General features: G+C 65.5%; 14 protein-coding genes. 9 read left to right on the top strand and 5 right to left on the bottom strand.

The window, feature by feature from the left end; genetic code table 11:
• Nucleotides 1-62: 62 nt before the first annotated feature.
• On the top strand, nucleotides 63-800 hold the full coding sequence (locus tag ACPJW8_RS13895) for a GNAT family N-acetyltransferase (RefSeq protein WP_330187409.1): 738 nt from the start codon (nucleotides 63-65) through the stop codon (nucleotides 798-800).
• Here ACPJW8_RS13895 and ACPJW8_RS13900 read toward each other — a convergent pair.
• The 5 genes from ACPJW8_RS13900 to ACPJW8_RS13920 form a co-directional block, all read right to left on the bottom strand.
• The gene (locus tag ACPJW8_RS13900) at nucleotides 797-2290 is read right to left on the bottom strand and encodes a DHA2 family efflux MFS transporter permease subunit (RefSeq protein ID WP_330187408.1); all 1494 of its coding nucleotides are present in this window, start codon (nucleotides 2288-2290) and stop codon (nucleotides 797-799) included. The genes ACPJW8_RS13895 and ACPJW8_RS13900 overlap by 4 nt on opposite strands.
• 42 nt (nucleotides 2291-2332) lie before the next feature.
• Entirely contained in the window at nucleotides 2333-2743 is a 411-nt protein-coding gene (locus ACPJW8_RS13905; protein WP_330187407.1) for an ankyrin repeat domain-containing protein, read from the bottom strand.
• A complete protein-coding gene (locus ACPJW8_RS13910) occupies nucleotides 2740-3837 on the bottom strand; it encodes a YgfZ/GcvT domain-containing protein (RefSeq protein WP_330187406.1) in 1098 nt (365 codons plus the stop codon). The genes ACPJW8_RS13905 and ACPJW8_RS13910 overlap by 4 nt, the downstream gene beginning before the upstream one ends.
• 53 nt (nucleotides 3838-3890) lie before the next feature.
• A complete protein-coding gene (locus ACPJW8_RS13915; RefSeq protein ID WP_330187405.1) occupies nucleotides 3891-4496 on the bottom strand; it encodes an FABP family protein in 606 nt (201 codons plus the stop codon).
• 170 nt (nucleotides 4497-4666) lie between these two features.
• Nucleotides 4667-5407, bottom strand: a complete 741-nt coding sequence (locus ACPJW8_RS13920; protein ID WP_330187487.1) for a permease — start codon at nucleotides 5405-5407, stop codon at nucleotides 4667-4669.
• Nucleotides 5408-5795: 388 nt separating this feature from the next.
• Here ACPJW8_RS13920 and ACPJW8_RS13925 point away from each other — a divergent pair, with 388 nt between their 5' ends.
• From ACPJW8_RS13925 to ACPJW8_RS13960, 8 genes are all read left to right on the top strand, one after another.
• Nucleotides 5796-6494 carry a response regulator transcription factor gene (locus tag ACPJW8_RS13925; protein ID WP_330187404.1) on the top strand — a complete coding sequence of 233 codons (699 nt, stop codon included), beginning with the start codon at nucleotides 5796-5798 and terminating at the stop codon, nucleotides 6492-6494.
• A gap of 48 nt (nucleotides 6495-6542) precedes the next feature.
• Nucleotides 6543-7532, top strand: coding sequence for a mycothiol synthase (gene mshD / locus ACPJW8_RS13930; RefSeq protein WP_330187403.1), 990 nt, complete (start codon nucleotides 6543-6545; stop codon nucleotides 7530-7532).
• Nucleotides 7533-7681: 149 nt separating this feature from the next.
• Nucleotides 7682-9931: an RNA degradosome polyphosphate kinase gene (locus ACPJW8_RS13935; protein WP_330187402.1), complete on the top strand. Its 2250-nt coding sequence runs from the start codon at nucleotides 7682-7684 to the stop codon at nucleotides 9929-9931.
• 10 nt (nucleotides 9932-9941) lie between these two features.
• Complete coding sequence (locus tag ACPJW8_RS13940) at nucleotides 9942-10910, top strand: NUDIX hydrolase (RefSeq protein WP_330187401.1); 969 nt, start codon at nucleotides 9942-9944, stop codon at nucleotides 10908-10910.
• A 96-nt stretch (nucleotides 10911-11006) separates the two neighbouring features.
• The gene (locus ACPJW8_RS13945) at nucleotides 11007-12755 is read left to right on the top strand and encodes a hypothetical protein (protein WP_330187400.1); all 1749 of its coding nucleotides are present in this window, start codon (nucleotides 11007-11009) and stop codon (nucleotides 12753-12755) included.
• On the top strand, nucleotides 12755-13180 hold the full coding sequence (locus ACPJW8_RS13950; RefSeq protein WP_330187399.1) for a GntR family transcriptional regulator: 426 nt from the start codon (nucleotides 12755-12757) through the stop codon (nucleotides 13178-13180). The genes ACPJW8_RS13945 and ACPJW8_RS13950 overlap by 1 nt, the downstream gene beginning before the upstream one ends.
• Nucleotides 13181-13189: 9 nt before the next feature.
• Nucleotides 13190-13993 (top strand): thymidylate synthase, encoded by an 804-nt coding sequence (locus ACPJW8_RS13955; protein WP_330187398.1) that lies wholly within the window; start codon nucleotides 13190-13192, stop codon nucleotides 13991-13993.
• Nucleotides 13990-14559 (top strand): dihydrofolate reductase, encoded by a 570-nt coding sequence (locus ACPJW8_RS13960; protein ID WP_330187397.1) that lies wholly within the window; start codon nucleotides 13990-13992, stop codon nucleotides 14557-14559. The genes ACPJW8_RS13955 and ACPJW8_RS13960 overlap by 4 nt, the downstream gene beginning before the upstream one ends.

Raw genomic sequence — 14559 nt, forward strand, 5'->3', positions numbered from 1 at the left:
CCTGCCCCACGGCGGATTTGCGGCAGGCACTGGGCCGCGTCCGCCGTGGGTAGGCTGGAGCCATGACTTTGGACCACGGCACCGCGGACATCATCCAGCTCGCCTGGGCGCGGCACCTCGGCTTGGAAGACCAGGCCTTCGCCGAAGCCCTGGCAAGCGGCGAACGTATTATCCGCGTTGACGAAGAGGCCACCAGCGTCCAGTTCGTGCGGCTGTTCGGGGCATCAGCATTGGTGGGCCCGGGCTGGGCTGCCGACGCCGCCGCCAGTATTCCTGATGAGGAACTGGCCCAGCACGTTACCCTGATGACCCTGGCGCGGGAGCACGGCGGCCACGGGCTGGGAGCGGCAGCACTGTTCTTCGCCGACGACCTGCCGCTGCAGCAGCCCTCCGACGAACTCACCGTTTCGCAGGCCCAGCGGGACGCAATCGAGCTTGAATCCCGGTGCCCGCCGGACGACGTCAACGAGGTGGACCTGGCCGGCATGGCCCACCATTTCACGGTGATCCACGACGACGATGGCCGGCACGTGCCTGTCGCCAGCTCCGGCTACGCGGAGTGGGAAGGCCTGCTGGCGCATCTGGGCGTCCTGGTGGATCCGCAGTGGCGGCGCCGCGGGCTGGGATCGCTGGCGGCGTCGATCGCCGCACACGAGGCCCTGGCGTCCGGGCTCACCCTGCAGTGGCCTGCCGACGTCAGCAATACCGGTTCGCTGGCCCTGGCCAGGAGCATGGGGTTCGTGACCGGCGGGATCCACACCAGGGTGCTGCTAGGCAGCGCCGCGCCGCAATCGCGCTAGTCCGGCAGTCCCGGCCGCGCCGTGCTGAATTCCGGTTCGTCCCAATCGATGGCAGGTTTGGGTTTCTCGTAGAACAGGACCACGGCTGCGCCCAGCAGCACCACAGCGGCGGGCAGCATGATCGACTGGCCCATCGCCGTCGAGAATCCCGCGTGGAGAGTCTCCGGGAGCAAGCCCGCGAACTCCGATGCCCCGCCCCCGGCGCCGGCGGGAAGCTCCGCGGCCAGGCGCGCCTGGATCAGGACGGCGATCGCTGCGCTGCCCAGCACCGAACCGATCTGGCGGGTGGTGTTGTAGACGCCTGATCCGGCGCCTGCCTGCCGCGGAGGCAGGTTGCGCGTGGCGGTGGTGCTCAACGGCGCCCAGATGCCGAGGTTGGCAAACCCCAGGACGGCACTGGGCAGCAGGAACATGAGAATGGGCGTGTCCGGCGTCATCAGCAGGGAATTCCACACCAGCGCCACAGCCATCAGTACCAGTCCGGCGCAGTTGATGAACTTGGGATTGACCCTGTCCAGGTAGCGCCCCACCACGGGTGCCAGGCCGGCCATGATGACGGCCATGGGCACCATCAGCAGCGCGGACTGGGTGGGCGTCATCCCGCGGACCAGCTGGTAGTAGAAGATGAGCGGCAGGCTGAAGGACGTGACGGCGAAGCCAACGGCGGTGATACCGATGTTGGCCAGTGAAAAATTCCGGTCCCGGAACAGCCCCAGCGGGAGCAGCGGTTCGCCCTTGCTGTACTTCTGCCACAAAATGAACGCCACCAGGACAACCGCGCCGGCGATGATCAGCGACCACACAGTGATGGGCCCGGCAATGGTGCCCCAGTTGTAGGTTTCGCCTTCCTGGATGCCAAACACCAGCAGGAAAAGCCCGACGGCGCTCAGCACCACGCCGGGGATGTCGAACTTATGCGGATGGGTGCTCAGGACCGGGACAAAGCGCCAGGCCAGGATAAAACCTACGATGCCGATGGGCACGTTGATGAAGAAGATCCATTCCCAGCCCAGGCTGTCCACCAGGACGCCGCCCAGGATGGGACCCACCAGTGTGGCCATTCCGGCCGTGGCGCCCCAGAGGCCCATGGCCGCTCCACGGTGGTCCGGTGGGAAGATCCGGGTGATGACGGCCATGGTCTGCGGGGTCATCAATGCTGCGCCGAGGCCCTGGAACACGCGGGCAACGATCAGCATGCCGATGTCCGTCGACAGTCCACACCACAGGGACGCCACGGTGAAAAGCACCAGGCCCCCGAGGTAGAGGTTCTTGGGTCCGAACCTGTCCCCCAGCCGGCCAGTGATCAACAGCGGCACCGCGTATGCCAGGAGGTAGGCGCTGGTCACCCAGATCACCGCGTTGATGTCAGCCTGCAGGCTCTCCATAATGCGGGGGTTCGCCACCGACACAATGTTGATGTCGATCAGGATCATAAAGAACCCGATGACCAGGGCCCACAAGGCAGCCCACGGCCTGGTCACTTCTTCCATAAGGAATTCCCCCTAGGTTTGCCGGCCTTACTCCAAGCCTGGTCAGCCCAAGAGCTCCAGGATGTCCTTCCGGGCAAACATCTCCGCTGCCGCCCGTGCAGAGGGAGTACCGGCTTCAGGATCGGCGCCGGCTTCTAGAAGAACCCGTGCAACGTCCGCGTAGCCCTTGAACGCGGCTCCGGCCAGCGGGGTCTGGCCGCGGTCGTTGACTGCGTTGGCGTCCGCGCCATGGCCCAGGAGCAGCTGAACAGTGTCCGCATGCCCGTGATAGGCCGCGAGCATCAGCAGCGAATCGCCTGCGGCGTTGGTCAGGTTGGCCGGTGCCCCGGCCTCCAGGTAGCGGCCCAGGAGCGCGGCATCTCCCGCCCTGGCACCTTCGAACAGCGTATGCGCAAGATCCACGGCGTCCTGGTCTGCAGCGCCATTGTCCGCGGCGGGCTGGGAATCGGTCATCGGGTCCCCCTCAGGAATCCAGTCTGGCGCCCGACCACCTGGCCGGCGTCGGGAGCAACAATCAGTTCCTGGGCGGCGGTGTAAGGTTCATCGCCGTCCATCACCGTCAGTGTTTCATCAGCAGCGACCGAACGCTTTATGACCGCCAGCGCAACCGGACCCATCTCGTAATGCTGGCTGACGGATGTCACGGATCCCACCTTGCGGTCACCGGCCAATACCTCGCTGCCTGCGGCCGGAAGGGTGTGCTGGGAACCGTCAAGCTGCAGGAACACCAAGCGGCGCGGCGGATGGCCCAGGTTGTGGACCCGGGCAATGGTTTCCTGGCCCTTGTAACAACCCTTGGACAGGTGCACGGCGGTCCGGAGCAGGTCCAGTTCATGGGGAATGGTGCGGTCGTCCGTTTCGGCGCCCCAGCGTGGGCGCCATGCTGCGATCCGCAGGGCTTCCGCTGCCCAGGCGCCCGCGAGCTGGCGGCCGGCCGCTGCAATTTCACGCACCGCAGCTTCGAGGTCCTTGGCCGGGACCAGGTATTCAAACCAGGGGCGCTCAAGGCCCGGGTGCTGGTCCTCGCTGACCAGAGAGTAGGCGTAGCCGCCCGGTGTGACATGCGGCCACGGATCCTGCCATACGGTCAGGGCTGACCATTCCTCCACGGCCCGGGTGGACCCCAGCACCGCCCACTCCGCGGAAACGTCCGCCACCTCCACACGGAGCATGAACTTCATCCGGTTCAACCACTCTGCCAGCGGTGCAGCCTCGGCGCCCTCAACCAGCAACCAGGTGGTCCCGCCGTCGTCCACTACCCGGGCATCAAATTCGATCCTGCCCTGCACGCTCAACAGCAGCAGTTCAGTGGACTGGCCCGGAGGCAGCTGCGTGAGCTGTTGGGAAGAAAGGGTGTTCAGCCAGCTGAGGCGGTCCGGGCCGCTGACGGTGACCACGCCACGGTGGGAAAGGTCGACGACGGCAGTGCCGTTGGCCAGCGCGCGCTGCTCCCGCAGCGGCTCACCGTAGTGGGACGCCACACCGGCGTCCAGCCCGCCGGCTTCGACTGCACCGGGGCGCGACAACAGAGGGCTTTTAGAGTTCATAACCGAAGGAACGTCCTGTCCTGCCGGTGGTATTCCCAAAAGTTCCCAATGGGTCAGCCGGCGACGCGTTTAAGGAAAGCGGATGCGTGCGCTTCCAGGCCTTTGCCTTCTTCTTTTCCGGCGTCCCACCGCCAGAGCAGGTTGCCGTCCACCAGTCCGAAGATCCTGGTGGCCGCCGAGTATTGCTTGGAGTGGCTGCCCCGCATCACCATGTCCGTGGCGAGCTGGATCTGCGGGCCCTTGATCTGGCCGTAGTAGAGCTCGGTGATGCCGCCGGGGTGCGAGATGGAAACGGAGATGTTGAAGCCGCCATCTTCATTGCGCAGGGCTTCGACCTCGTCAGCGCTTTTCAGGGCAGGAACGATATCCCCGGGCGTGAGGCCGGGCCCCACGTCAGCGTCGAGCTGCTTGCGCTCCAGCGACCAGAAGCCGGTCTCCACTGACAACGGCCGCAGGACGGTGCCGTCCTCATCGGTCAGCCAGCTCTCCGCACGGTATTGCAGGTACGGCTGGCCGTTGTGGGTGAAGGAAACCTTCTGGACGAAGTGTTCCGAATCCTCGTCGCCGCTGCCGAGCCGGCCGCTGCCTTCCCACTCACCGATGAGCCAGGAAAGGGGAACGAGTTCGGGCGTCAGGTCCGTGGGAATTTCAATAGGCACAGGAATTACCCCAGGTGAAAACAGGAACGCCCGCGGGCGTTACTTCTGCCCCTTGAACAAGCGGTACACCACATAGCCGGCGAACCAGGCCATGGCGATACCGGCGATGCCCAGGAGGACAAGGAAGAAGATTTCGAATGCGAGAACAGACATGCTGACATCCTAACGCGTTAGTAGATAAGAAGTTTGTCTATGAAGTAGGCCAGGGACCCCACCGCAAGGACGGGCGCGATGCCCAGGCTGAGGGCGGCGGGAACGCCCAGTGGGGCGGTGTGCAGGGTGGCCAGCCGCCGGAAACTGACCAGCACAGCACCTACCACCACCCCGAAGATTGCGGCCGGCAATACGGCGATGCCGGAGAACACCAGGCCTGCCATTGGCCCGGACAAACCTGCGGCCAGGATGCCCAGGGGCGCAACGATGCTGTCCGGCCAGCGAATGAGTCCTATCAGGAGCGCGACGGCGGCGCTGACCGCTGCCACAGCGAGCATTTCGCGCACCCCGTTGAACCGGGCGGCTGCGATCCATCCCGCGCCCAGGCAGGAGAGCAGGACGCCCACGCAGCAGCCGAGAGTGGATTCCAGCCGTTTGGCCTGGCCGGTGCCGCGCAGCAGCTGGACTACAAAGACGGCGATGAATCCCAGGGCGATGAATCCGGGGGTGGCGTCCAGGTATCCGGGGGCGGGAAGGGTGTGGGCTGCCCACGCGGAACCGACACCCGGAATCGCGATCACGGCGGCGAGCGTCTTCCGTGCGGGAACATCCAGGAAGTGGGGCCAGCCATAGCCTGCGAGCAGCGCGGCAACGATGCCCACCCCCAGCAGCGCAGCCGGAGAAATGTAGAGGCCGGCCAGGAGTGCCCCCAGGCACAGCAGGCCAGCCAGCCCGATCAGCCACGGCTGGACCGTAATCCCCGGGCCTCCGTGGGCGCCGTTTCCTCCACGCGGGCGGCCCGCGGCGTCCGCAATCACTTCTGGACTCACTGTCGCTGCATCCCCATCCTGGCTGTACTTCCCTGGCGTACTTTTCAGGCGGTTGCGCCCCGTGAGGGCATGGAACCTGACCCTGACAATCCTGCCCTATGTGACCTGCTTATGTCGCAACCCGGCGCGCAATAAGGCCATGAGCAGTGTCTCCAGTCACCCTCTTGGGTATACTCAGAGCTCAGCTAAGCATTCAGTGACGGTGTCCGGCAGCGGCTGACAACTGCGCCGGAAGTACCCGAACCGGATGCCGGTACCGGCCGGTGAAAACCCGGTTCAGACGCTCAATGATGCGCGGACGGCCCTTGGAGGAATAATGTCGCACATCCTGTTACTGACGAACAGCACCGGCTCTTCGGTTGATATCCTGCCTGCCCTTGAACTGCTGAACCACCGCGTCCACATCCTGGCCGCCGAGCCCACTGCGCTCCTGGAAACCGATCCCTGCGACATCGTCCTGCTCGATGCCCGCAAGGACCTGGTGGGAGCACGCTCCCTCACCCAGCTCCTGAAGGCAACCGGCCTCAGCGCTCCGCTGGTCCTGATCCTGACCGAAGGCGGCATGGCGGCTGTCTCCTCCGCCTGGGCCGTTGACGACATCGTCCTTGACTCGGCAGGGCCCGCCGAGGTCGAGGCCCGGATCCGCCTTTCGATCGCCCGGGCAGTTCCCGAAGAAGAGGACACCCCGTCCGAAATCCGGGCCGCCGGCGTCGTGATCGATGAAGCGAGCTATACGGCAAGGGTCAACGGCACGCCCTTGAACCTCACCTTCAAGGAATTCGAACTCCTGAAGTACCTCGCCCAGCACCCGGGCCGGGTCTTCACCCGCCAGCAGCTGCTGACCGAAGTCTGGGGCTATGACTACTACGGCGGCACCCGCACCGTTGACGTCCACGTCCGGCGCCTGCGCGCCAAGCTGGGTGCAGACCACGAGAACCTGATCAGCACTGTCCGGAACGTCGGCTACCGGCTCACCCTGGTGCGCCAGCAGGAAGACGAGCTCACCGAAGCCTGACGGGCCCCGGCTGGACGCAATCGAACGGGCTGCGTATAGCCTTGGCCTATGAGTCCCGCACATCCGGAATCCTGGCCAGTCCTGTCCATTAAAGGCGGGCTGGATACCGCCTTGCTCCACGACGTCCGCGACCTCCTGGCCGCAGCCGAGGAATCCGACGGCAATCCGCCCCTTTCGGAGCAGACAGTCATTACGCTCGGCACCGCGGAGCCGGGTTCCGCTGCCGTTCATACCCTTCTTCTCTACGCACCCGAGCGCGAGGGCAGTACCGACCCCCAACGCCAGGCGGGCGGTCCGGACCTGGCGGGTGCCGCCGTCGTGGTTGAAGAAGAAGACCGGACGGGAACCCTGGAAGTGGCGATCCATCCCAACTACCGCAACCTGGGGGCCGCGGACCGGCTGATCGGCGAACTCCAGCACACACGCGGGCTGTCCGGGCTGCAGGCCTGGGCGCACGGCAGCCATGTGGCGGCTGCCGAACTCGCGGCCCGTTACGGCTTCGGACCGGTCCGGGAACTGTGGAAGATGCGCCTCACGGACGGCACCGCGGGACTGCCCGACGCCGGCCTGCCGGACGGTGTGACGCTGCGCAGCTTTGTGCCGGGACAGGATGAAGACGCCTGGCTCGCGGCAAATGCGGCAGCGTTCGCGCATCACCCGGAGCAGGGATCAATGACCCGGGCGGACCTGGAAGCCCGGATGACCGAGGACTGGTTCGACCCCGCCGGCTTCCTTCTGGCCGTGGACCGTTCCGGCACCCTGCTCGGTTTCCACTGGACGAAGATCCACCCGGTGCACGGTGGTCATCCGCCCCTGGGTGAGGTGTACGTCGTCGGCGTCACCCCTGGGGCGCAGGGGCTCGGGCTGGGCAAGGCCCTCACGGTGGCGGGAATCAGGTATCTCCAGCAAAAACGGCTCCAGGCCATCATGCTGTACGTCGACGCGGACAACACAGCCGCCGTCGCGCTGTACAGGAAACTGGGCTTCACCCGCTGGGACATGGACGTCCTCTACGGGGCCCTGGCGGAGCGTCCGTAAGAGTTGGCCAAAGGTTCATGTAATGAACCACGGAATGCGGCGTCGACTGCCAAAACCCGGGCTTCCGGCGCGTCGAATGATTGTAAGGTTGAAACAGACTCGCGCCGGCTGCCGGCCCGCACCAGCCAGTGCCACCCTAAGGAGACGCCATGCAACCTGAAACCGCCGACGCAGCGACGACTGAGGTGGCCGTTCCTCCTGCCAGGGCCCGCTTTGGATCCTCCGAGGTACCCGCTTCCCGCGCCACCCAGGACCGGATCGACATCCCCGAGTTCGCGCCCAACCTTGAGCCCGAAGGCGACATCCGCCCTGACCGCTTCCTGGACCGGGAACTCAGCTGGCTGGCGTTCAATGCCCGCGTGCTGGAACTGGCCGAAGACCCCACCCTCCACCTCCTGGAGCGTGTGAACTTCCTGTCCATCTTCGCCTCCAACCTGGACGAGTTCTTTATGGTCCGGGTGGCCGGCCTCAAGCGCCGCATCGCCACCGGACTGGCTGTGCCCTCCCCCGCCGGACTCAGCCCGGTGGAGGTCCTGGAAGAGATCAGCGAGGAAGCCCACCGCCTGCAGCAGCGGCACGCACGGGTCTTCTCCGAGCAGATCCGCCCAGCCCTGGCGTACGAGCACATCCACCTGATGCACTGGGACGAACTGGACGACGCCGCCAAGCAGCAGCTGAGCGAGATGTTCGCGGAGAAGGTCTTCCCCATCCTGACGCCGCTGGCCGTGGACCCTGCACACCCGTTCCCCTACATCTCCGGGCTCTCCCTGAACCTTGCCGTGGTGGTCCGCAACCCCGTAAGCGACAAGGAACTCTTCGCCCGCCTGAAGGTCCCGGACCAGCTGCCCCGATTGATCTCCATCGACGGCCCGCGCGCCGGAGCCGTTGCAGGCCGCGTGGCCCGCTTCATCGCCCTCGAAGAAGTCATCGCCGTGCACCTGGACAAGCTGTTCGCGGGCATGGAAGTGCTTGAACACCACATTTTCCGCGTCACCCGCAACGAGGACGTCGAGGTTGAAGAGGACGACGCCGAGAACCTGCTGCAAGCGCTGGAAAAGGAACTCCTGCGCCGCCGCTTTGGTCCGCCCGTACGGCTCGAGGTCACCCACGACATCAACCCGAATATCCTTGCCCTCCTCATCCGGGAGCTCGGCGTCGAGGAATCCGAGGTATACACCGTTCCCGCGCCCCTGGACCTTCGCGGACTCTCGGTGATCGCCGGAATCGACCGTTCGGACCTGCACTACCCCAAGCAGGTACCGCACACGTCCCGGTACCTCAACGAATCCGAGACCTCCAAGGCAGCCAACGTTTTCGCCGCCATGCGCCGGCGGGACATCCTGCTGCACCACCCGTACGATTCCTTCTCCACCTCGGTCCAGGCCTTCCTGGAGCAGGCCGCCGCCGACCCCAAGGTCCAGGCAATCAAGCAGACCCTCTACCGGACCTCCGGCGATTCGCCCATCGTGGATGCGCTGATCGACGCCGCCGAGGCCGGCAAGCAGGTCCTGGCCCTGGTGGAGATCAAGGCCCGCTTTGATGAACAGGCCAACATCTCCTGGGCACGCAAGCTCGAACAGGCCGGCGTCCACGTGGTCTACGGCATCGTGGGCCTGAAGACACACTGCAAGCTGTCCCTGGTGGTCCGCCAGGAAGTGGACGGCATCCGCCGCTACTGCCACATTGGTACGGGCAACTACCACCCCCGCACCGCACGCTACTACGAGGACCTCGGCCTGCTGACCGCCAATGACCAGGTGGGCGAGGACCTCTCCAAGCTGTTCAACCAGCTCTCCGGATACGCGCCGAAGTCCACGTTCAAGCGGCTGCTCGTAGCTCCGCGCTCCGTGCGTTCAGGCCTGATCGACCGCATCGAGACCGAAATCCGCAATGCCCGCGCCGGGGTCCCGGCCCGGGTGCAGATTAAGGTCAACTCCATGGTGGACGAGGCCATTATCGATTCCCTGTACAGGGCATCGCAGGCCGGTGTCCGCGTTGACGTGGTGGTGCGTGGCATCTGCTCGTTGCGCCCCGGCGTGCCGGGACTGAGCGAGAACATCACGGTGCGTTCCGTCCTGGGCCGGTTCCTGGAGCACTCGCGCGTTTTTGCCTTCGCCAACGGCGGCGACCCGGTGATCTACATCGGCTCCGCTGACATGATGCACCGCAACCTGGACCGCCGCGTCGAGGCACTGGTCCGCCTGTCCAATGCCGAAGACATCGCGTACGTCCAGGACCTGCTGGAGCGCTATCTGGATCCGGCAACGTCCAGCTGGCACCTGGACAATGACGGCCATTGGACCCGTCACCACCTCGCTGAGGACGGGACGCCGCTGGCAGACATCCAGTCCTGGCTCATCAGGTCCCGCTCACGCCAGCGGTCCCTGACCCGGCGCTAGGGCTGTGCACTTGGTGAGCGACGCACCCGTAACCGACCAGGCCGAGGTCCTGGACGGGCCGGTGGCAGTCATTGCTGCCGGCGCCATTCCGTGGCGGATCGTCAAGGACCGCCTGGAAGTACTGCTGATCCACCGGCCGCGTTATGACGACTGGTCCTGGCCCAAGGGAAAGCTGGATCCGGGCGAGACCATTCCTGAATGCGCCGTGCGGGAGATCGACGAGGAAATTGGCCTTCGTGCACCCCTGGGTATCCCCTTGCCGGAAATCCGCTACCGCGTGGCCTCCGGCCTGAAGGTGGTGCACTACTGGGCCGTTCGGGTTGATGGAACGCTGCTGCGCCCGGACGGCAAGGAAGTGGACGCCGTGAAGTGGTGCACCCCGGAACGGGCGGCGGAGATGCTGTCCAACCCTTCGGACGTTGTGCCCCTGGAACACCTTGCAGCTGCTTACGATCGCCGGGAGCTCGGCACCTGGCCGCTGATCATCCTCCGCCATGCCAAGGCGAAACCACGCTCGTCGTGGACCAAGGCCGAAGGCGAACGTCCGCTGGCAGCCACCGGCATCCGGCAGGCCCAGGCCGTTAAGCGGCTGCTGCAGGTATGGCGGCCCTTGCGGGTGGTCACCAGCCCGTGGGTACGCTGCATGGCAACAGTCGCGCCGTACGCCAAGGCTGTTGATGCAAAGATCAAGCAGGTGGAGGCGCTCACCGAACACCGGCACGCCCGCAACCCCAAAAAGACTGCGGCGATCGTGGAGTCCCTCTTCGACAAGCAGCGACCGGTGGTCCTGTGCACGCACCGGCCCGCCCTGCCCACGGTGTTGAAGCAGTTGGGCGAGCATATGCCGCCCCGGCTCCGGGCACTCCTCCCTGGTTCAGATCCGTACCTGGCACCCGGCGAGATGATCATCTGCCATGTCACCCTGGGCAAGAAGGAACGGATTGTGTCCGTGGAGCAGTTCAAGCCGTTCGACGACTAGGTTCCGGTGGTTCCGAAGCCTTGACCGGGCAGCCTTTGTATCAAATACTTGATTCATTGATACATAGCTTCTTGGTGCGGTGCCGTTGGGGGAAACGTGGGCGATCAGGCATTTGAAATAGGCGTCTCCGGGGTGCCTCCGTTGGCGTTCCTTGGGCCATTGTTCCTGGGCGTTGTTGTGTACGTGATCCTGCGCTGGGTCATTATTGCGCCCGGAGGCAAGGCAACCCCGGAATCCATTTCCCAGCACGCGCTGTGGATCGGCATCATGGGCTGGATGGGCAGCTCACTGCACGGTGCTGCCCAAGCGGGAGTTCTCCACGGCAGGCCCGGCGGCAGCAACGCCCTGGAGACCGCGGGCGAAATCCTCGCCGCACTGGCCTGGCCTGTCCTTGCGGTGCTGGCTATCCACGCGGTGGGCCAGTTCACCTACCCCCGGCCCCGTGGAGTCCGCCGGGTGGCGCCGCTTTCGGTGAGGCGGATTTCTGACTTCCTGCCCCGGCGGCTTGCATGGACCACCCTCGCTGTTTTTGTCGCTGCCGCCCTGGCTATCTGTTGGGTGGCCACTCTTCCGGGCTACCAGGCCGTCCCGCCCACCAATCTGCCGCCTCCCCCGCCTGGCCAAAGCTTTGACTCCAGCTATCAGACTGCGGGGCGGGATGGCCGGATCGCCGGACAGCTGCTGGCCGTCTGCCTGGGGGCGGCCCTCGCCGTGCTGGCAACGGGTACCTGGGCTGTGCTGGCGCTGATTGCCGGGCGGCGCCAGCTGGAGACGCTGGATTCTGCGGACAACGATCTCCTGCGGACCATCGCCATGAACAGGCTGCTCCGCACCGTGGCAACGGTCGCGGCAGGATTGGCTGCAATTGCGGGCAACTTTGCCGGCGTCCCGGACCCGGCTTTGCCCCTGCCCAGCGTCTGGATCAACTACTTCGGAATCGCTACCACGGTGGTCCTTTTGGTGATGTTCGCGTGGCGTCCCCCAGCGCTCACAGCGCTGCTGGCCACCCGCCCGGACCGCTCCCTCTCCGCACCGCGGGAGGCCTCGCAGCCGGCCACCAGGCTGATGGTTTCCCTGGGCTCCGTCCTGCCGTTGGCCGGTGTGGGCGTGACTGTGCTGCTCCTGCTGCTCCCTGGCGGCGCTGTCCTTCGGCAGGACCCATCATTGCTGCTCGGCATTATGGCAGGCGCCATTCTGCTCACCCTTGGCGCGGGCGAACTCCTCCTGCAAAAGAATTACGGCCGCCCGGGCGGGGCCAAAACCATGCCGCTCCAGCCCGTCAGCCCGGCGCTGCTGACCGTAACCATCGTGGCCCTGGCTGCCTTCGTCACAGTCCTTACTGTCACCGTATGGGCGGATGGCGTCACCGGCGCGATCTGGTACGGCCCGGAGCGCCGGTGGATGGTTCCCACAGTCACTGTTGGAGCCGTCCTCGCCCTTGGAGTGCTGCCGCTGCTGCTCATTACGCACCGGCGGGACTGTGGCGGCAACGTGCCCGGCCTCGATGCGGCACTCCGTGGAATCAGCATGTACCGGCTGGTCCGCACCATTGCCGCCTTCCTGTTCGGCCAGGCCGGCGTTCTTGTCCTGACCAACACCTACGCGTGGCGGTGGCTGTTTGGGCTGGGCAACCCCTTGGCACCCGCCGACGCGTACCAGAGCTGGGGACCAGCAGTGGTTGCCGGCGCCGTGCTGTGTACTGCCGCGGTCGGGTTGATAGTCACTCCCGTCCGGACCTTCATTTCGCGCAACCAGCCCCCGCCGGTGACAGGGCATGGCCCGGCGACATCCGGCACAACGCAGTCTGCTACCGGTCCGTCGGCCACCGCAACGGAGCGTCAGTGATGGACCCGCTGGTGTCCGTTGACCTGGGTTCAGCAACACCCCCGTATGAGCAGATCCGTTCCCAGATCAGTGCGCTTATTGCCACCGGCGCCCTGGCACCCGGTGACCGGCTGCCTACTGTCCGCAGCCTGGCGGCTGACCTTGGCCTGGCCGGTGGAACCATCGCCCGCGCCTACAAGGAACTTGAGGCAGCAGGGCAGATCCAGTCCCGGCGCCGCGCCGGCACGGTTGTTGCCCCGACTGCACCCGGCGGCGGCGCGCAGGCGCCTGCGGCAGGTGTGCCTGCCGAGGTGATTGGCGCCGTCGACCTTCTCATCTCCGCCGGACGGGATGCCCGGCTCAGTGACGAACTCCTGCTGGACCTGGTGCGCGGTCAGTTGCGCCGAACCGGCACGGAACGCCGTCTTCCGGATGGAAAGCCGTAGACTTTATCCGTGACTATCCCAACCCCGTATGAAGACCTGCTGCGCGATGTCCTGGAAAACGGCACCCATAAGTCGGACCGTACCGGAACCGGGACCACCAGTGTTTTTGGCCGGCAGCTGCGGTTCGACCTCGCGCACAGCTTCCCGCTGATCACCACCAAACGGGTCCATTTCAAGTCCGTCGCAGTGGAGCTTCTCTGGTTCCTGCGCGGTGACTCGAACGTGAAGTGGATGCAGGACCAGGGCGTGACCATCTGGAACGAATGGGCAGATGCCGAGGGCGAACTGGGCCCGGTCTACGGTGTGCAGTGGCGCAGCTGGCCCACCCCTGACGGCGGCCACATCGACCAGATCACCGAAGTTGTGGAGAACCTCAAATCCAATCCGGACTCCCGCCGGCACATCGTCTCCGCGTGGAATGTTTCCGAACTCAAGGACATGGCCCTGCCGCCCTGCCACGCGTTCTTCCAGTTCTACGTGGCTGACGGCAAATTGTCCTGCCAGCTGTACCAGCGCTCGGCGGACATGTTCCTGGGCGTACCCTTCAACATCGCCTCGTACGCGCTGCTGACCCTGATGGTGGCGCAGCAGGCCGGGCTGGAGCCTGGCGAATTCGTGTGGACCGGTGGTGACGTCCATATCTATGACAACCACATGGACCAGGTCCTCAAGCAACTGGAGCGGGACCCGTACGAGTACCCGCAGCTGGAGATCACCCGCAAGCCCGGCTCCATCCTGGACTACACGCTGGATGACTTCGACGTCATCAATTACCAGCACCACCCCACCATCAAGGCGCCGATCGCAGTATGAACGCCACCCCTGATTTCACAGAAGAGCTGGCCGGCACCATCACGGGCGTGGCCATGGTCTGGGCGCAGACCCCTGCCGGAGTTATCGGCATGGAAGGCGATATGCCGTGGAACCTGCCGGAGGACCTCAGGCACTTCAACCGGGTGACCCGTGGGCATCCTGTCATCATGGGCCGCAAGACCTGGCTGTCCTTCCCGGACAAGTACCGTCCGCTGCCCAACCGGACCAATATTGTGATTACGCGGCACCCGGAATGGGCTGCGGCACCCGAGGCTGACGGCGCCGTCGTGGTCGGGTCGCTTGACGAGGCACTGGTGGAATCCCGCTTCGCTGAGGGAAACGGAACTGTCTGGATCCTTGGCGGGGGCGAGGTTTTCCGGCAGGCCATGCCGTTGGCGGACACAGCTGTGGTGACCACCATCGACGTCGACGCGGAGGGTGATACCTTCGCCCCGGAATTCGACGCCGGATGGACCGCCGTCGCCACCGAGCCGGCAGAAGGCTGGCTCACGGGGGCCAACGGCACCCGCTACAAATTCACCCACTGGACCAGGACCGAAGGCTGA

The sequence above is a fragment of the Pseudarthrobacter sp. J47 genome, from assembly GCF_049810315.1.
Taxonomy (GTDB): Bacteria; Actinomycetota; Actinomycetes; order Actinomycetales; family Micrococcaceae; genus Arthrobacter.

Excerpts from the sequence above, each read along its gene's own strand:
- ACPJW8_RS13895 (WP_330187409.1), top strand. The coding sequence starts at position 63 with ATGACTTTGGACCACGGCACCGCGGACATCATCCAGCTCGCCTGGGCG.
- ACPJW8_RS13900 (WP_330187408.1), bottom strand. The coding sequence starts at position 2,290 with ATGGAAGAAGTGACCAGGCCGTGGGCTGCCTTGTGGGCCCTGGTCATC.
- ACPJW8_RS13905 (WP_330187407.1), bottom strand. The coding sequence starts at position 2,743 with ATGACCGATTCCCAGCCCGCCGCGGACAATGGCGCTGCAGACCAGGAC.
- ACPJW8_RS13910 (WP_330187406.1), bottom strand. The coding sequence starts at position 3,837 with ATGAACTCTAAAAGCCCTCTGTTGTCGCGCCCCGGTGCAGTCGAAGCC.
- ACPJW8_RS13925 (WP_330187404.1), top strand. The coding sequence starts at position 5,796 with ATGTCGCACATCCTGTTACTGACGAACAGCACCGGCTCTTCGGTTGAT.
- mshD (WP_330187403.1), top strand. The coding sequence starts at position 6,543 with ATGAGTCCCGCACATCCGGAATCCTGGCCAGTCCTGTCCATTAAAGGC.
- ACPJW8_RS13935 (WP_330187402.1), top strand. The coding sequence starts at position 7,682 with ATGCAACCTGAAACCGCCGACGCAGCGACGACTGAGGTGGCCGTTCCT.
- ACPJW8_RS13950 (WP_330187399.1), top strand. The coding sequence starts at position 12,755 with ATGGACCCGCTGGTGTCCGTTGACCTGGGTTCAGCAACACCCCCGTAT.
- ACPJW8_RS13960 (WP_330187397.1), top strand. The coding sequence starts at position 13,990 with ATGAACGCCACCCCTGATTTCACAGAAGAGCTGGCCGGCACCATCACG.